This window comes from Promicromonospora sukumoe, assembly GCF_014137995.1.
GTDB classification, from domain to species: Bacteria; Actinomycetota; Actinomycetes; order Actinomycetales; family Cellulomonadaceae; genus Promicromonospora; species Promicromonospora sukumoe.
In genome coordinates this window covers 1,247,270-1,264,502 of record NZ_JACGWV010000002.1, presented here as the reverse complement: position 1 = coordinate 1,264,502, position 17,233 = coordinate 1,247,270, and the positions used below count along the sequence as shown (strand labels likewise).

The 17,233-nt window shown below is 74.1% G+C and carries 13 protein-coding genes; 10 read left to right on the top strand and 3 right to left on the bottom strand.

Annotation, left to right across the window (positions count from 1 at the left end):
- The first annotated feature begins 18 nt into the window (after window positions 1-18).
- On the top strand, window positions 19-1,125 hold the full coding sequence (locus FHX71_RS22770; protein WP_182619676.1) for a M20 family metallopeptidase: 1,107 nt from the start codon (window positions 19-21) through the stop codon (window positions 1,123-1,125).
- Window positions 1,126-1,184: 59 nt separating this feature from the next.
- Here the strand turns inward: FHX71_RS22770 and FHX71_RS22765 are convergent, their stop codons facing one another.
- A complete protein-coding gene (locus FHX71_RS22765; protein ID WP_220490239.1) occupies window positions 1,185-2,369 on the bottom strand; it encodes a PrsW family intramembrane metalloprotease in 1,185 nt (394 codons plus the stop codon).
- A gap of 74 nt (window positions 2,370-2,443) precedes the next feature.
- On the opposite strand from FHX71_RS22765, the gene FHX71_RS22760 reads away from it, so the two are divergent.
- The 7 genes from FHX71_RS22760 (at window position 2,444) to FHX71_RS22730 (ending at window position 10,654) form a co-directional block, all read left to right on the top strand.
- Window positions 2,444-3,208 (top strand): copper homeostasis protein CutC, encoded by a 765-nt coding sequence (locus FHX71_RS22760; RefSeq protein ID WP_182619675.1) that lies wholly within the window; start codon window positions 2,444-2,446, stop codon window positions 3,206-3,208.
- Window positions 3,205-4,920, top strand: a complete 1,716-nt coding sequence (gene pgi, locus FHX71_RS22755) for a glucose-6-phosphate isomerase (RefSeq protein ID WP_182619674.1) — start codon at window positions 3,205-3,207, stop codon at window positions 4,918-4,920. The genes FHX71_RS22760 and pgi overlap by 4 nt, the downstream gene beginning before the upstream one ends.
- Window positions 4,921-5,016: 96 nt before the next feature.
- Complete coding sequence (locus FHX71_RS22750) at window positions 5,017-6,270, top strand: phosphotransferase (RefSeq protein WP_182619673.1); 1,254 nt, start codon at window positions 5,017-5,019, stop codon at window positions 6,268-6,270.
- Window positions 6,267-7,778: a sensor histidine kinase gene (locus FHX71_RS22745; RefSeq protein ID WP_182619672.1), complete on the top strand. Its 1,512-nt coding sequence runs from the start codon at window positions 6,267-6,269 to the stop codon at window positions 7,776-7,778. The genes FHX71_RS22750 and FHX71_RS22745 overlap by 4 nt, the downstream gene beginning before the upstream one ends.
- A complete protein-coding gene (locus tag FHX71_RS22740; protein WP_182619671.1) occupies window positions 7,775-8,440 on the top strand; it encodes a response regulator transcription factor in 666 nt (221 codons plus the stop codon). The genes FHX71_RS22745 and FHX71_RS22740 overlap by 4 nt, the downstream gene beginning before the upstream one ends.
- A gap of 121 nt (window positions 8,441-8,561) precedes the next feature.
- Window positions 8,562-9,005, top strand: coding sequence for a hypothetical protein (locus tag FHX71_RS22735; protein WP_182619670.1), 444 nt, complete (start codon window positions 8,562-8,564; stop codon window positions 9,003-9,005).
- A 155-nt stretch (window positions 9,006-9,160) separates the two neighbouring features.
- Window positions 9,161-10,654, top strand: a complete 1,494-nt coding sequence (locus tag FHX71_RS22730; protein WP_312877180.1) for a M81 family metallopeptidase — start codon at window positions 9,161-9,163, stop codon at window positions 10,652-10,654.
- 60 nt (window positions 10,655-10,714) lie between these two features.
- Here FHX71_RS22730 and FHX71_RS22725 read toward each other — a convergent pair whose 3' ends face one another.
- Entirely contained in the window at window positions 10,715-11,848 is a 1,134-nt protein-coding gene (locus tag FHX71_RS22725) for a GNAT family N-acetyltransferase (RefSeq protein WP_182619668.1), read from the bottom strand.
- Window positions 11,849-11,970: 122 nt separating this feature from the next.
- Between FHX71_RS22725 and FHX71_RS22720 the strand changes: the two genes are divergently transcribed.
- Window positions 11,971-14,538: a glycoside hydrolase family 3 C-terminal domain-containing protein gene (locus FHX71_RS22720; protein WP_182619667.1), complete on the top strand. Its 2,568-nt coding sequence runs from the start codon at window positions 11,971-11,973 to the stop codon at window positions 14,536-14,538.
- A gap of 134 nt (window positions 14,539-14,672) precedes the next feature.
- Window positions 14,673-15,944, top strand: coding sequence for an ATP-binding protein (locus FHX71_RS22715; RefSeq protein ID WP_182619666.1), 1,272 nt, complete (start codon window positions 14,673-14,675; stop codon window positions 15,942-15,944).
- Window positions 15,945-16,045: 101 nt separating this feature from the next.
- On the opposite strand, the gene FHX71_RS22710 is transcribed toward FHX71_RS22715, so the two are convergent.
- Entirely contained in the window at window positions 16,046-17,182 is a 1,137-nt protein-coding gene (locus FHX71_RS22710; protein ID WP_182619665.1) for a GNAT family N-acetyltransferase, read from the bottom strand.
- Window positions 17,183-17,233: the final 51 nt, after the last annotated feature.

The window sequence follows — 17,233 nt, the reverse complement described above, 5'->3', positions numbered from 1 at the left end:
GGCGGTTACCGTGCACGCATGCCCTTCCACGAGACTCCCGCCCTGCCGGACACGAACGCGCTGATCGAGGACCTGCGGACGCTGGTCGAGTGCGAGTCGCCGTCGGAGGACCCGGCCGCGCTGGCCCGGTCCGCCGACCTGGTGGCCCGGCTCGGCACGGCGCACCTGGGCATCGAGCCCGAGCGGCTCGGCACGCACCTGCGGTGGCGGCTCGGGGGCCCGACGCGCGTGCTGGTGCTCGCGCACCACGACACGGTGTGGCCGCTCGGCTCGCTGCGCACGCACCCGTTCGGCATCACCGACGGCGTGCTGCGGGGGCCCGGCTGCTTTGACATGAAGACCGGCCTCGCGATGGCGTTGCACGTGCTCGGGTCCCTGGCCGACCGCACCGGGGTGACCCTCCTGGTGACGGGCGACGAGGAGCTCGGCTCGCCGTCGTCCCAGGCACTGATCGAGGACGAGGCGCGCGGGGCGCGCGCCGCGCTGGTCCTGGAGGCCTCCGCCGACGACGGCGCGCTCAAGCTGGAGCGCAAGGGCACGTCGATCTACCGGGTGCTGGTCAAGGGGCGCGCCGCGCACGCGGGCCTGGAGCCCGAGAAGGGCGTCAACGCGTCGGTCGAGCTGGCGCACCAGGTGCTCGCGATCCAGGCCCTGGGCGACCCGGCGCTCGGCACCACCGTGGTGCCGACGGTCGCCGCCGCGGGCACCACGCGTAACACCGTCCCGGCCGAGGCGTCGGTCGCCGTGGACGTCCGCGCGCGCTCGGTCGCCGAGCAGGAGCGGGTCGACGTCGCCCTGCGGGCGCTGGCGCCCGTGCTGCCCGGCGCGGCGCTCGAGATCGAGGGCGGCATCAACCGGCCGCCGCTGGAGCGCGCGCTGTCCGCCGACCTGTTCGAGCGCGCCACGCGTCTCGCCGCGGAGGCCGGGCTGCCCGCGCTGACCGGCGTGGCCGTGGGCGGGGCGTCCGACGGCAACTTCACCGCGGGCGTCGGCACCCCCACGCTCGACGGCCTCGGCGCGGTGGGCGGCGGCGCGCACGCGGACCACGAGCACGTGCTGGTGGACCGGATCGCGGACCGGACGGCGCTGCTCCGCGCGCTGGTCGTGGACCTGGCGCACGCCTGACCCCCGTGTCAGACCTCCAGGTCACCCGAGGGACCTGTACGTCTGACACGTCGCCGCCTTCAGCGTCTGGGGGGTGGGCTGAAGCCTGTGGCGCCCCAGGGGGACGTCGGGGGGTGCGGGAGGCGGGCGACGAACAGGGCCCGCGCCTGCTGCATGACCCACACCAGGTACTGCCGCTGCTGCTCCAGGCCGTGCGGGTCGAGGTCACGCTGGGCGCCGGCCCGCTGGTGCAGCAGCGCGAGCTCGGTGGCGGCCTGCTGGTAGTCGGTCATGGCGCGCTCGGCCTGCCGGCCGCCCGCCGACCGGGCCCAGCGCCGGGCCGCCCGCCGGGCGGGCAGGCTGGACAGCATGCGCAGGTCGTCGTGGGTGACGATGCCGACCGGCCCGTACAGCGGCAGGTAGTGCTCGATGAGCTGGACGATCCGGCGCCGGTCGCGGGCCAGGACGACGATCATGACGACCAGCACCACGAAGCCCACCAGGTAGGCGCCCGCGAGGCCGACCAGGCCGAACTTCGTGGAGCCGTTCCACAGGCTGTGGAGGGCGATCGCGCCGAGCAGCCCGTACAGGGGCGCCGTCCGCCGCACCCGGCCCGGCCCCGCCAGGGCCGCGACCGCGACGCCGATCCCCGTCATGGCCGTGCACAGCGGGTGCAGCAGCGGCGAGACGATCGCGCGCAGCACGAACACGTAGCCGAGCTGGTCCGTCGCCAGGGCGTCGACGAAGTACTGAACGTTCTCCGTCGCGGCGAAGCCGAGCCCCACCATCGCGGCGTAGATGACGCCGTCCGTGGGCCCGTTCAGCTCCTGCCGGCGCCACCACAGCATGCTGAAGAGCACGGCGGCCTTCAGCACCTCCTCGACCACGGGCGCGCCGAACGTCGCGACGAGGTACCAGCCCTCCTCCTCGCCCGTGAGCTCGGTCTCGGTGAGCAGCGACAGCCCGAGCGTGTTCAGGATGCTGGCGAACAGCGCCGCCACGCCCGCGCCCCACAGGAACGCGAAGATCAGGGCGTTCGGCGGCTCGGGCTCCAGGCGGTCCAGCGCGAGCACCAGGGGCAGCCACACTGCGACGGGGAGCAGCGCCAGCAGCAGCCCGACGACGAAGGATGCGCCGCCCGTCACCGCGTCGAACGCGAGGATGACCAGCAGGCAGACGGACGCGAAGACGATCCCGACGATCACTCCGACAGGGGCACGCCCGGGGGCGCGACCCTGGAGGATCGCACTGGGATCGATGGCCATGCCATGGGACCCTACCGACTCGGTACCCGTCACGGCGGGCGAACGGCCGCGCCGCGCCCGGCTACGCTTCGCACGTGCCCCCACGTGTCGCTCTCGAGCTCGCTGTCCAGGACCCGGCCGGGGCGGTGATCGCTGCCGACGTCGGTGCCCGGCGCGTCGAGCTCTGCTCCGCGCTCGGCGCCACCGGCGGCATCACGCCCAGCGCCGCGCTGATCGAGGCGGTGATTGACGCCGCGGCGGTGGTCCCGACGTCGGACAGCGCGCCGATCCTCGAGGTCCACGTGCTGATCCGCCCCCGGCCCGGCGGGTTCGTGTACTCGCCGGCCGAGCACGACCTGATGCTCCGCGAGGTGATCCTGTCGGTCGACGCCGGCGCGGACGGCGTCGTCGTGGGCGCACTGACGCCGTCGGGCACCGTGGACGTCGCGCGCACGCGCGCCCTGGTCGACGCCGCCGACGACGCCGAGGTGACGTTCCACCGGGCGCTCGACGTGGTCGCGGACCCGGTCGCGGCGCTCGACGCGCTGGCCGAGCTGGGCGTGGCGCGCGTGCTGACCTCGGGCGGCGCGGCCCGCGCGGCCGAGGGCCTGGACCGCCTCGGCGCCCTCGTGGAGCGCAGCGCGGAGCTCGGCATCGAGATCATGGCGGGCGGCGGCGTGACCGCCGCGGACATCCCCGCGCTGCTCGCCGTGGGCGTCGACGCCGTGCACCTGTCGGCCAAGCGGACCGTGAAGGACGCGGGCGGCCCCGGGGGCGGCGGCGACGCCGGCTACGAGGTGACGGATCAGACACTGGCCGAGGCTGCGGCCAGGGCTCTCCGCACTACGGTTGAGTCATGACCTCAGAGCCGGCACGTGTGCCTGTCGACGCCACCACCACCCACGCCTGGGGCTCGCTCACCGAGCTCTCCAAGAACCTCCGGCCCGACCTGCGCGGCTGGTTCGCCGAGGACCCGGCCCGCGCCGGCCGCCTCAGCCACCAGGCCGCCGACCTGCACGTCGACCTGTCGAAGAACCTGGTCACGGACGACGTGCTCGCGGCGCTCCTCGCCCTGGCCGACGAGGTGGGCCTCGCGGAGCGCCGTGACGCGATGTTCGCCGGCGAGCACATCAACGTCACCGAGGACCGCGCCGTGCTGCACACCGCGCTGCGCCGCCCGTCGGACGAGCCCCTGACCGTCGACGGCCAGGACGTCACCGCCGACGTGGCCGACGAGATCGCCAAGGTCTACGCGTTCGCCGAGAAGGTCCGCTCCGGCGAGTGGACGGGCGTCACCGACGAGCCCGTGCGAACCATCGTGAACATCGGGATCGGCGGCTCCGACCTGGGCCCCGTCATGGCGTACGAGGCCCTGGAGCCCTACGTGCAGGACGGCCTGGAGGTCCGGTTCGTCTCCAACATCGACCCGACCGACGTCGCGCAGAAGACCGCCGACCTGGACCCGACGACCACCCTGTTCATCGTCGCCTCCAAGACCTTCGGCACGCTGGAGACCCTCACCAACGCGCGGCTCGCCCGCGACTGGCTGTGGCGCTCGCTGGTCGCCGCCGGCGCCATCGAGGACTCCGAGGAGGGCCGCGCCGACGCCGTCGCCAAGCACTTCGTCGCCGTGTCCACCGCCCTGGACAAGGTCGAGGCCTTCGGCATCGACCCCGCCAACGCGTTCGGGTTCTGGGACTGGGTGGGCGGCCGCTACTCCGTCGACTCGGCCATCGGCACCTCGCTCGCCGTCGCCATCGGCCCCGACGCGTTCGCCGACTTCCTCGGCGGCTTCCACGCGATGGACGAGCACTTCCGCACCGAGCCGTTCGAGCGCAACGTGCCCGCGCTGATGGGCCTGCTCAACGTCTGGTACGTGAACTTCCGCGACGCGCACACGCACGCCGTGCTCCCGTACGCGCAGCAGCTCCACCGGTTCCCGGCGTACCTGCAGCAGCTCACGATGGAGTCCAACGGCAAGTCGGTGCGCTGGGACGGCACGCCCGTCACGACCGAGACCGGCGAGGTCTTCTGGGGCGAGCCCGGCACCAACGGCCAGCACGCGTTCTACCAGCTCATCCACCAGGGCACGCGGCTGATCCCGGCCGACTTCATCGCCGTGGCCAACCCCGCCTACCCGCTGGCGGACGCAGTGGGCGACGGCGGAGCGGTCGAGGCCGGCGCCGACGTGCACGGCCTGTTCCTCGCGAACTTCTTCGCGCAGACCAAGGCGCTCGCGTTCGGCAAGACGGCCGACGAGGTGCGGGCCGAGGGCGTCGCCGAGGACCTGGTCTCGGCCAAGGTGTTCAGCGGCAACCGGCCGACGACGTCGATCCTCGCCCCCGCGCTGACCCCCGCCGTGCTGGGGCAGCTCGTGGCGCTGTACGAGCACATCACGTTCGTCCAGGGCGTCGTGTGGGGCATCGACTCGTTCGACCAGTGGGGCGTCGAGCTCGGCAAGAAGCTCGCGCTGGAGATCGCCCCCGCGGTCGCGGGCGACGAGGCCGCCCTGGCCGCGCAGGACCCGTCGACGGCGGCGCTGATCGCGAGGTACCGCGAGCTGCGCGCCTGACGCAGACCTCGGCCCGGGCGCCGCGAGGCGCCCGGGTTAGAGGATTCTCATCCGGATCGGGGCGCTTCTGCCCCGCCCGGCTGCGAGGATGGCACGGTGAACACCCACCTCGATCTGCTGACCGGCGAGTCCGCCGCGGGGCTCCTCGACGCCGCCGTGGCGACGGCGGGTGGTGAGCTCGTCGACTGGCGGGTGCGCCAGGTGGACCACCGGCCGGGCTCGACGACCACGGTGTCCTACCGCGCGACGGTGCGGTGGAACGGCGTCGAACGCTCCGAGACGCTCGGCGCGAGCGTCGGCCGGGCGCGCGACGGCCGCAAGCCCGGCGTGGTCACGCTGTCCGACGGCGACGCCACGGTCGCCGTGTGGCGCTTCCCCGGCGACCCGGCGCTGCCCGCCCTGCCGCGCGCCTTCGACCCCGCCGCGGTCGAGGAGCTGCTGGCGGGGCTCGGCGTCGGCCCGCGCGAGCGTGCGCACCCCGAGCTGAAGGTCCGCGCCTACCGGCCCACGCGGCGTGCGGTGCTGGAGGCGACGGCGGCGTCGGCCCGGGTGTTCCTCAAGGTGCTGCGCCCGCGCAAGGTCGCGGACCTGCACCAGCGGCACGCGCTGCTGTCCCGGGCCGGGCTGCCCGTGCCGCGCCCCCTCGGCTGGTCCGACGACGGCCTGCTGGTCCTGTCGCCGCTGCACGGCACCGAGATGCGGACCGCCGTCCGCGACGGGGCCCGCATCCCGTCCCCGCCCGAGATCCTGGACCTGCTCGACCGGCTGCCCGCCGAGGTGCGCGACCTGCCGCGCCGCCCGGCCTGGAGCGAGTCGGCGCAGCACTACGCGGGCGTGATCGGGGCGGCGCTGCCCGCGGAGGCCGCCCGGGCGGACGACCTGGCCGCGGCCGTCGCCGCGCGGCTCGCGGAGCGCGGCACCGGGACCGACCCGACGCACGGCGACCTGTACGAGGCCCAGATCATGCTCACCGACGGGCGGGTCACCGGTCTGCTCGACGTGGACTCCGCGGGGCCGGGGCACCGCGCCGACGACCTCGCGTGCCTGGTCGCGCACCTGGACGTGCTGTCCCTCGTGGGCGGGTCCGACGCCGGGCACGTGGCCCGCGCGAACCGGATGCGCCGGCTCGCGGCGGACTACGCGACCGGGTTCGTGACCGAGCCCGGCGGCCGCGGCGTCGACCCGCGCGACCTCGCGGCCCGGGTCGCGGGCGTGCTGCTCTCCCTGGCCACGGGCCCGCACCGGGTCCAGGAGCGCAACTGGCAGGCGGCGACGTCGCGCCGCCTCGACGTCGTGGCGGCCTGGCTCGACGGGTCGCGCCTCGCGACCGCCGGCGCGGGCGCCCGTTGAGCCTGCGTCGGCCCTCGGTCCGGGCCAAGGTCGTGACCGTCGTCGTGGCGGTGACCGCCATCGGGCTGCTCGGGGCGGGCCTGCTGACGCACGCCATCCAGTCCCAGCAGATCATGGACGACATCTCCGAGGACTTCGACCAGGAGATGGGCGAGCTGCAGCGGCTCGCGATCGACGGTGTGGACCCGGAGACCGGCGAGGACTTCCACGGCGCCGGGCGGCTCATGAGCGTCGCCATGGAGCGCAACGTCCCGGGCACCAACGAGATGTTCGTGAGCTACCTGGACGGCGTGCACCAGCAGTCCAACCCGCCCGCGCTGAGCCGGGTGATCGCGGACGACCCGGTGGTCCAGGAGGTCGTCGCCGGCCTGACGCCGCAGTCCGACACGACCGTCCAGCGCGAGATCGAGACCGAGATCGGCCGGGTGTGGTTCGTCGTCGTGCCGGTGACCGTGCCGGACCGGCAGGAGGTGGGCGCGTACGTCATGGCGTCCGCGCTGGACCAGTCGCTCGCGGCCGAGTACGACGTCATGCGCACGTACGCGATCGTCTGCTGCGTGGCCCTGGTGCTGCTCGGGTTCTTCGCCTGGCTCGTGGTGAGCCGCCTGCTGCGCCCGCTCCGCCAGCTCAGCGCCACCGCGACGCGCGTCACCGAGACCGACCTGTCCCAGCGGGTGCCTGTCGCGACCGACGACGACCTCGGCGAGCTCGCCGGCGCCTTCAACACCATGCTCGACCGGCTGTCCACGGCCATCGAGACGCAGCGCCGGTTCCTGGACGACGCCGGGCACGAGCTGCGCACGCCCCTGACGGTGCTGCGCGGCCACCTGGAGGTGCTCGACCCGGACGACCCGGCGGACGTCCGGGAGACCCGGGACCTGCTGCTGGACGAGACCTCCCGGATGGGGCAGATCGTGGAGGAGCTCGTGCTGCTCGCCAAGGCGGAGCGGTCCGACTTCGTGACCCTCGCCCCGGTGGACCTCGGCCGGTTCACGGACGACGTGCACGACAAGGCGGGGGCGCTGGGCGCGCGCCGCTGGGTGGTGGACGCGCGGGCCGACGTCGAGGTGGCCGCCGACGCGCACCGGCTCACCCAGGCGGTGCTCCAGCTCGCGGACAACGCCGTGAAGTTCACCGGCGCCGACGACCAGGTGGGCATCGGCACGCAGGTGTTCGACGGCCCGTCGGGCCGCACGGTCCGCCTCTGGGTGCGGGACACCGGGCCGGGCGTGCCGCCCGAGGAGGCGGACCGCATCTTCGACCGGTTCGCCCGGGGCAGCACGACGGGCGGCGTGCCCGGCTCCGGCCTGGGCCTCGCGATCGTCCGCGCCATCGCGCAGGGCCACGGCGGCGACGTCGTGGTCGAGCGGTCCGACGGCGGCGGGGCGCGCTTCGTGATGACGTGGCCCGTCGGCGGCGGCTCGGCCGGAGGCGCCGGCTCCGCCGGACAGCACGGAGGCCCCGCCGACACCCGGGGCGCGACGACCGCGGCGGAGGAGGCGGCGTGAACCAGATCCTGATCGCGGAGGACGAGGAGCGCATCGCGCAGTTCGTCCGCAAGGGCCTCAAGGCGCACGGCTTCCAGCCCACCGTCGTGTCCGACGGCGCGGCGGCCCTCGGCCACGCCATGTCGGGCGGCTACGACCTGATGGTGCTGGACATCGGCCTGCCCGTCCTGGACGGGTTCACGGTGCTCCAGCGGCTGCGCGACGTCGGCTCCACGCTGCCCGTCGTGATCCTCACCGCGCGCGACTCCCTCTCGGACCGCGTGGCCGGCCTGGAGGGCGGCGCGGACGACTACATGTCCAAGCCTTTCGGGTTCGACGAGCTGCTCGCGCGGATCAAGCTGCGGCTGCGCCGCGCGACGGGGGAGGCCGCGCCGTCGGACCGGCTGGAGCACGGCGGCGTCGGGCTGGACCTGCGCACCCGCACCGCGACCGCGGGGGGCCGCGAGGTGGAGCTGTCCGCGCGGGAGTTCGCGCTCGCGGAGGTGTTCCTCCAGCACCCGGGGCAGGTCATGTCCCGGGAGCAGCTCCTGTCGCGCGTGTGGGGGTACGACTTCGACCCCGGCTCGAACGTGGTGGACGTCTACGTGCGCTACCTGCGCAAGAAGCTCGGCGCCGACAGCATCGAGACCGTGCGCGGCGCGGGCTACCGGTTCCGGGGATGAGGCGCGTGCGCAACATGAGAGCCGTCTCATCGCCGTCTCCTCGTCGCCTCATCGTGGCGCAGCAGACTCATACCCAGCAGGCACCCGACCGGGGTGCCGGGAGACCCGGGAGGTCACTCGCATGAACCCCTCGACCATGAAGAAGCGCTGGGCCATCGTCGGGACGGCCGCGATCATCGGCATCGCCGGTGCGAGCACCGCCGCCGCGCTCAACGACCCCGCCCCGCGGACCGAGTCGTCCGCCGCCGTCGCGCTCTCCGGCGGCACCGGGACGGACGGCGAGAAGACCGCCGCGGCCACCGACGACTCCCCGGAGTCGGCGGACTCGCCGAACGAGTCGGCGGTCGACACCCCGGGCTCCGCGCAGTCGGCCGACTCGCCGGGCGACGCGAACTACGACCCCTCGCCGGAGTCGGCGGACTCGCCGAACGAGTCGGCGGTCGACACCCCGGGCTCGGCCCAGTCGGCCGACTCGCCCGACGACGCCAACTACGACTCCGCGGCGGACGACACCCCGAACGACAACACCCCGGACGACAAGGACGACGACGGCGACGACGACTGACGTCGTCCCTTCCTCGCCCGCGCCGGGCGCGGGCCCCGCGCCGGGCCCGCGCCCGGCTCCATGTCGAGAACCTCAGGTCACTCCGGTGGCCTGGGGTTCTGACATGTCCTGACATCATGCGCCGAGTCGTAACCCGTCCCGCCTACACTGCGCGCGTGACCCGTACCCACCGTCGACCGCGGATCGCGATCTGTGGCATGGCCATCGAGTCCAGCACGTTCTCCCCGCACCGCTCGGGCTGGGATGCGTTCACCCTGCTGCGCGGCAACGAGCTCGTCCGGAGATACCCGTTCCTGCGGGACGGCACGGCGCTGCGCCGGGAGGCCGAGTGGGTGGGCATCCTGCGCGCCGGGGCGCTGCCCGGGGGCGCCGTCCCCGCGGACGTCTACGAGACGGTCCGCACCGAGATCGGCCTGGCGCTGGAGGCGCAGGGCCCGTTCGACGGCGTGCTGCTGGAGATCCACGGCGCGATGTCCGTGCTCGGGTACACCGACGCGGAGGCGGACCTCGCGCGGGCGGTGCGTGCCGCCGTCGGCCCGGACTGCCTGGTCTCGGCGTCGATGGACCTGCACGGCAACGTGTCGCGGGAGCTCGCCGCGACCGTCGACCTCATCGCCTGCCACCGCACGTCCCCGCACGAGGACGAGGACTTGTCGCGCGAGCGCGCGGCCACCGGCCTGCTGGGGCGGATCGACGGGGCGGGCCGGCCCCGCAAGGCCTGGGTGCAGGTCCCGGTGCTGCTGCCGGGGGAGCGGGCGAGCACCCGGCAGGAGCCGGCGAAGGGCATCTACGAGGACGTCGCCCGCGTCGGGGCGCTGGACGGCGTGCTCGACGCCTCGGTCTGGGTCGGCTACGCGTGGGCGGACGAGCCCCGGTGCCGGGCCGCCGTCGTCGTCATGGGCGACGACGACGCCGTCATCTCGCGCGAGGCCGAGCGCCTGGCCCGCCGGTACTGGGACGCGCGCGACGAGTTCGGGTTCGTCGCGCCCGCCGGGACCTATGAGGAGTGCCTGAAGGCGGTGCTGGCGAGCGACGCGCGGCCGTTCGTCCTGTCCGACTCGGGCGACAACCCCCTGGCCGGCGGCGCGGGCGACGTCACCTGGACCCTGGCGCGGCTCCTGGCGGAGCCCGCCTTCACGATCGAGCCTGCCCTGGGCGGCCGCACCGCGATCTACGCGGCCCTGCCCGACGCCGCGGCCGCCCGCGCCGTGGCCGACGCCGGGGTGGGCGCCACCGTCGAGGTCGAGGCCGGGGCCCGGGTCGACGCCGGTCCGCACGGACCGGTCACGCTGCGGGGCGTCGTCGAGCACGTGCGGCCGGACGACCCGCTCGCCGGGATCGTCTGCGTCGTGGCCGTGGGCGGGCTCCGTGTGGTGCTCACCGAGCGCCGTCGGCCGTACCACCTGGAGTCCGACTTCACGGCGATCGGCCTGGACCCGCGCGGCACCGACGTCGTGGTGGTCAAGATCGGCAACCTCGAGACCGAGCTCCACGACATGGCCGAGGACTGGATGCTCATGCTCACCCCGGGCGGCGTGGACCTGGACCTGCCCCGGCTGCGCCACGCCCACCTGGGCGGCCCGGTGCACCCGTTCGACGACGACGCCGCGTTCGGCGACGGGCCCGACCTCACGCCGGAGCTGCTCTGATCTGGCCGGCGCCGGCCCCGGCCCCGGGCCCGGCCAGAACCGGGGCCGGGCCCGGACCGGCTAGAGCGGACCCTGGAAGTCCGCGCTGCCGCCCGCCGGGACGAACCCGAGCGCGATGTTGATTGCGAGCATGTGCGGGTTCTCCTCGTTGTTCCAGGTGTAGATGCGCTGGGCGGCGGGGCGCAGCCGGGCGTGCTCGCGCAGGTTCACGGCCTTGACGAGCATCCCCAGCCGGTGGCCCCGGTGCGTCTTGAGCACCACGGTCGCCTGCTGGTCGGTGTGCTCGGGCTTGAGGTCGTTCCACTGCAGCATCGTCATCGCGACGAGCTTGCCGGTCGCCACGTGCTCGGCCGCCGTCACCACGTACTGGTCGCCCTTCGCGGCGGTCGCGGCCTCCTCGCCGCGGATCCGCTCCACGTCCCAGACGTCCGACTCGACCTCGAGCCCGCCGCGGGGCTCGTCGTCGGACAGCGCCTGCTCCAGGGCGGCGTACTGCTCGATCCACTCCTCCGGCATCGGGGCCGTCCAGGTGTGGACGCGGTACGCGTCGCCCGCGACGGCCCGGGACTCGGCCTCGAAGCGCGAGACCGCCTCGGGCAGGACGGGCAGGTCGACCCGGGACCGGCGCTCGACGAGCTGGAGCGTCAGGCCCAGCTTCTGCGCGAGCCGGACGCCCGGCAGGTTCGCGGGCACCTCGCCGCTGCCCGACGCCGGGACCAGCGTCTCGACGTCGTGCCGGCCCTCCCGCAGGGGGCCGAAGTCGACCGGGGCCAGGAGCGTCGTCCGGCCCTCCGAGCGGGCCGCCTCCTGCGTCCACCGCGCCAGGGCCGAGCCGATGCCCTGCCGCCGGTGCTCCGGATGGACCGCGACGAACGCGATCGCCAGCTCCGGGTTGGACCGCACGTGCAGGAACATGAAGGCGCTGCCCACGACCCGCGGCCCGTCGGGCGTGTCCACCACGGCGACCTGCCGCAGCTTGCGCAGGTAGGCCTGGTTGTTCATCCCCACGAGGATGCCGATCGGCGTCGGGGCGCCGTCCGCGTTGCCGACGTCCACGACCGCCGCCGCGGCGTGCACGTCCGCGATGCCCTGGTAGGCCCAGGCCTCAGGGTCGTCGAGCGTCGCCGGGTGCGGCGGGGTCACGAGCCGCCACGCCGACGTCGCCGGGGCGGGTGCTGCCGAGGATGTGCTCATGGGACCAGCGTGCTCCGGGCGGTCCGCGGGTGCACGGCTTTTTCGGCGGGGCGAGCTTCGGCGCCGCGGGCGGTCTTGTCCCTCGCCGCCGCGGGCGGTGTCGCTGCCGCTAGCGTGACCGCATGACGAAGCAGTCGCGTGCCAGGTCCGGAGCGACCGGTGCGGCGCCGGCGGATCCCGCGGCGGTCGTCCGGCGGCTCACCCTGGAGCAGAAGGCCCGGCTCCTGTCCGGGGCCTCGTTCTGGTCCACCGCCGAGGCCCCCGGCGTCCCGTCGGTCTACCTCGCCGACGGCCCGCACGGCGTGCGCCGGCTCGCCCCCGACGTCGGCGACATCGAGGGTGCCCTCCCGGCCACCTGCTTCCCGCCCGCGGTCGCGCTGGGCAGCACCTTCGACGTCGGCCTGGTGGCCCGGGTCGGCGCGGCCGTCGCCGCGGAGGCCCGGGAGCGCGGCGTCGACGTCGTGCTCGGGCCGGGCGTCAACATCAAGCGCAGCCCGCTGTGCGGCCGCAACTTCGAGTACGTCGCGGAGGACCCGCTGCTCGCCGGGGAGATCGGCGCCGCGCTCGTCACCGGACTCCAGGGCGGGGGCGTGGCGGCGAGCGTCAAGCACTTCGCCGCGAACAACCAGGAGACCGAGCGCATGCGCGTCTCCGCCGACATCGACGAGCGCACCCTGCGCGAGATCTACCTGCGCGCCTTCCAGCGCGTCGTGACCCGGGCGCGGCCTGCCACGCTCATGACCTCGTACAACCGGGTCAACGGCACCCACACCGGCGAGGACCGCCGCCTCGCCACCCACGTGCTGCGTGGCGAGTGGGGGTTCGAGGGCCTGGTCATGTCCGACTGGGGCGCCGTCCACGACCGGCTTGCCGGCATCCGCGCGGGGCTCGACCTGGAGATGCCCGGGGCCAGCGAGCTCCGGGTCCGGGAGATCGTCGCGGCCGTCCGGTCCGGCGATCTGGATGTGGCCGACGTCGACCGCTCGGCCGCGCGGGTGGTCGCGCTGGCGCTCGCAGCGCGGGAGCGGCGGGCTGAGGGGGCGTCGTCGTCGGCGTCCGGGGCGGGTGCGGTGCTCGGGTCGGGGCCGTCGACGTCGGAGGCCTCGCTCGCGGAGCGGGGCGACGATCCCGAGGCCTGGCACGACGCCGCGCACCACGCGCTGGCCCGCGAGGTCGCGAGCCGCGCGATCGTGCTGCTCAAGAACGACGGCGGTCTGCTGCCGCTGGCCCCGCGGACCCGGCTGGCGGTGATCGGCGAGCTGGCCCGCACGCCGCGGTACCAGGGTTCGGGCTCCTCCCAGATCGTGCCCACGCGGCTCGACGACGCGCTGGCGGCGATCCGCGACTCGGCGACCGACGTGGTGTTCGCGGCGGGGTACGGGCTGGGGTCGGGCGGGCGGCGGGACGCGGCGGGCGCGGCGCGCCGAACGGGCGCGACCGGGCGGCGGAGCGCGCTGAGCGTGCTGAGCGTGCTGGGCGCGGTGGGTCGGAAAGGCGTGGGCCGAACGGGCTCGGTCGGCGCCGTCGGGGCGCTCGCCGACGAGGCCGTCGCCGCCGCCCGGGACGCGGGCGTCGTCCTGTTCTTCGCGGGCCTACCGCAGTCGGCCGAGGCCGAGGGCCGCGACCGCGAGCACATCGACCTCCCGGATGACCAGCTCGACCTGCTGGACCGGGTGCTCGCGGTCAACCCGCGCGTCGTCGTGGTGCTCTCCAACGGCTCGGTGGTACGGCTGTCCGGCTTCGCTGACAGGGTGCCCGCGATCGTCGAGGGCTGGCTGCTGGGCCAGGCGGGCGGCGGGGCGATGGCCGATGTGCTCTTCGGGCGGGTCAACCCGTCGGGCCGGCTGGCCGAGACCGTTCCGCTGCGACTCCAGGACACCCCCGCGTGGACCAGCTTTCCCGGGACGGGGCTGCGCGTCACCTACGGCGAGGGCATCTTCGTGGGCTACCGCTGGTACGACGCGCGGGACATGGACGTGCAGTACCCGTTCGGGCACGGGCTCTCGTACACGACGTTCGGGTACTCGGGGCTGGTGGTCTCGACAGGCTCGACCCGCGGGGTGGGCGGGGCGGGCCCGGGCGCCGTCGGCGGGCTGGCCGTGCAGGTGACCGTCACCAACACCGGCGGCGCCGCCGGGCGCGAGGTGGTGCAGTGCTACGTCTCCCTGCCGGGCTCCACCGTCCCGCGGGCGCCCCGCGCGCTGGCGGCGTTCGCCGTCGTCGACCTGGCGCCGGGGGAGTCGCGGGAGGTCGAGCTGGTCGTGGACCGCGACGACCTCGCGTACTGGGACGTCCGCGCCGGTCGCTGGCACGTGGAGGGCGGCGCGTACCGGGTCGAGGTGGGTGCGTCGAGCCGCGACCTCCGGGTCACCGCCGAGGTCGAGGTGGCGGGCGACGTCGTCACCGCGCCGCTCACCCCGGAGTCGTCGGTGGGCGAGGCGATGGCGCACCCCGTCGTCGGCCCGGTGGTCACGGCGCTGCTCAAGGCGACCGGCCTGTCGGACGACGTCATGATCATGACCAGGGCGATGCCCCTGGAGCGCCTCCCGTACCAGCCGGGCTCGGGCGTGACCCACAGGCGGCTCCGCCGCCTGCTCGACGTCGCGAACGGCACGGGCGGCCCGCTCTCCCGTGCGGCGGGAAGACTACTGACCTTGCCGCCCCGGCTCCGTCCACCCCGCAAGCGTTGAGCGCTGCTCCCGCTATCGAGTGCGCTGCGCTCGCTGACGAGGTGCATGAGGTGTAGCGTCCAGGCTGCAAGATCTGAAGCGTAGATCATGTACTAAATGGAGCGTAGAAAGTGCGAAATCTGTAGCCTAGGGGGATGGTGGCCTACTCGACGCGCGTTGTGGACCGTTTGCTCGACCGCTACCTCGAAGGGCTGCCCGCCGTCGCACTGCAGGGTCCGAAGGGCGTGGGCAAGACGGCGACGGCGCAGCAGCGCGTGCAGCGCACGATCGATCTGTCGGATCAGTTCGCCCGTGAGGCGTTCCGCGCTGCACAAGATCCGTTGGCGGGCTTGGACGGGGCGACGCTGATCGACGAGTGGCAGCGAGAGCCGGGCTCGTGGGACCAGGTCAAGCGTGCCGTTGATCGTGGTGCTGCTCCGGGCTCGTTCCTGATCGCCGGGAGCTCCACACCGCCTGGTGCGACCGTTCATTCCGGAGCTGGTCGGATCTTGACGCTACGGATGCGTCCGTTGTCCTTGTACGAACGAGGGGTGGCGGTCGACGGCGTCAGCCTTGCCGACCTCCTGGACGGCGGGAAGCCTGCGGCCGCTGGAGCGACCGGTGTGGACCTGCGTACCTACACCCAAGAGATCCTCGCGTCGGGATTCCCCGGTATCCGGCGCATACCCGCGGACTTGCGACAGGACCAGATCGACGCCTACCTCGATGCCACGGTGAGCCAGGAGTTCGCGGAGCAGGGTGTCTCCGTGCGCCGCCCGGCGACTTTGCGTGCCTGGATGGCTGCCTACGCGGCGGCCACCGCGACGACGTCGACGTACACGACGATCCTTGACGCGGCCACGCCCGGCCTTCCCGACAAGCCTGCTCGTTCGACGACTCTCGTATACCGAGACGTGCTGACCCGGGCCTTTCTCCTCGATCCCCTCGAACCGTGGATGCCGTCCCGGAACCACCTGAAGAGGTTGGGGCAGACACCGAAGCACTACCTGGCGGACCCCGCGCTGGCCGCGCGGCTGCTCGGTGCCAGTGAGAAGGGGTTGCTCGCGGGGCGTGCCACTGGTCCCGACGTGCCGCGAGACGGCACCCTTCTCGGCGCGCTGTTCGAGCATCTCGTCGCGTCATCGGTCCAGGTCTACGCGCAGGCTGCTCGGGCGAGAACGGGCCACCTGCGGACGCAGGACGGCAGGCACGAGGTCGACCTGATCGTCGAGCGTGACGGCGCAGTCCTCGCTCTTGAGGTCAAGCTTGCGGCCACCGTGACGGATGACGACGTCAAGCACCTCGTCTGGCTTCGCGAACAGATCGGCGAAGACCTGGTAGATGCCGCGGTGATCTCCACAGGACCGGATGCCTACCGCCGTCGGGATGGCATCGCCGTGATCCCCGCGGCCCTGCTCGTCCCCTGAGCGAGCCCCACACGCGTCGTTGAGTGCTGGGTTTTCGTCCTCTCGAAACGCTTCGAGAGGACGAAAACCCAGCACTCAACGAGCGGGCAGGGGCGGGTGGGTCAGAGGCGCTTCTGGAGGGCGGCCTCCGCGCCCGAGGGGCGGAAGCCCAGGGCCACGTTGATGCCCAGCATGTGCGCGTTCTCCTCGGCGTTGAACGTGTGGACGCGCTCCGTCCGCGGGTACCGGGCGGCGAGCTCGCGCAGGTTCACGGCCTTGACCAGCATGCCGAGGCGGTGCCCGCGGTGCTCCTTGAGCGCGATCGTCTCCTCCTGGAAGACGTACGCCGGCTTGCCGTCCTGCAGCAGGAACGACGTGCCGCCCGCGACCTCGCCCGACGGGACGTGCACCACCAGGGTGGTCAGCAGGCGCTCGCCGCTGTCGGCCCGGGACGCGAGGTACGTGCGCACGCGCGCGGCGTCCCAGGTCTCCTCGCCGAAGTCGAGCTCGCCCTGCGGCACGTCCGTCGACATCCGCGTCATGAGCCGGGCGTATCCCTCGTGCCACTCCTCGGGGATGCCCTCCCAGGTGTGGGTCACGTAGTCGGCGCCGGCCTTCGCGCGGGCCTCCGCCTCGAACGTGGCCAGCGCGTCGGCGTCCACCGGCAGGTCGAGCCGCGACATGCGCTCCACCTGCTCCAGCGTGTACCCGCGGCCGAGCGCGAACCGCGCCCCGCCCGCGTCGGCGGGCAGTCGTCCGGCGCCGGTGGCCGGCACCAGGGCCTCCTCGTCCTGGGCGGCCTCGCGGGGCGAGAGCGACCAGCCGAAGAAGGTGGTCCGGCCGGCGTCGGCCGCCGCCCGCTCCGCCTGCTCGGCCAGGGCGCTGCCGATGCCCCGACGTCGGTGGTCGGGGTGGACGCCCACGTAGACGTCGGCGGTGTGGGTGTTGTCGTCCCGCGGCAGCGCGAGGAACCCGTAGCCGACGACGTCGTCGGCGGTCGGCGCCTCGCCGTCCGCCCGGTCCAGGACCGCGACGAACCGCCGCTTGTCCGCGTACTCCTGGTGCAGCATCCCGCTGACGAGCGTCTGCACGGTGCGCGCGAGGTCGTCGTACCCCAGGGTCGCGGTCTCGACGGCGCGGTCGACGGCGGCGATGCCGTGGTACGCCCAGGCGTCGGGATGGTCGGTCGCGGGCACTGCCGCGACCTCGAGGATGCGCCACGTCGTCGGCTCTGGCGCGTAGCCCGTCGGGGAGGTCATACGACCAGGGTGCCCCGCACGCCGTCGGGCGGCGAGAGATTTTCGCGGCGT

What these genes read in the sequence shown, in the direction of transcription:
- FHX71_RS22770 (WP_182619676.1), top strand. Translation starts at nt 19, where the DNA reads ATGCCCTTCCACGAGACTCCCGCCCTGCCGGACACGAACGCGCTGATC.
- FHX71_RS22765 (WP_220490239.1), bottom strand. Translation starts at nt 2,369, where the DNA reads ATGGCCATCGATCCCAGTGCGATCCTCCAGGGTCGCGCCCCCGGGCGT.
- pgi (WP_182619674.1), top strand. Translation starts at nt 3,205, where the DNA reads ATGACCTCAGAGCCGGCACGTGTGCCTGTCGACGCCACCACCACCCAC.
- FHX71_RS22735 (WP_182619670.1), top strand. Translation starts at nt 8,562, where the DNA reads ATGAACCCCTCGACCATGAAGAAGCGCTGGGCCATCGTCGGGACGGCC.
- FHX71_RS22725 (WP_182619668.1), bottom strand. Translation starts at nt 11,848, where the DNA reads ATGAGCACATCCTCGGCAGCACCCGCCCCGGCGACGTCGGCGTGGCGG.
- FHX71_RS22720 (WP_182619667.1), top strand. Translation starts at nt 11,971, where the DNA reads ATGACGAAGCAGTCGCGTGCCAGGTCCGGAGCGACCGGTGCGGCGCCG.
- FHX71_RS22715 (WP_182619666.1), top strand. Translation starts at nt 14,673, where the DNA reads ATGGTGGCCTACTCGACGCGCGTTGTGGACCGTTTGCTCGACCGCTAC.
- FHX71_RS22710 (WP_182619665.1), bottom strand. Translation starts at nt 17,182, where the DNA reads ATGACCTCCCCGACGGGCTACGCGCCAGAGCCGACGACGTGGCGCATC.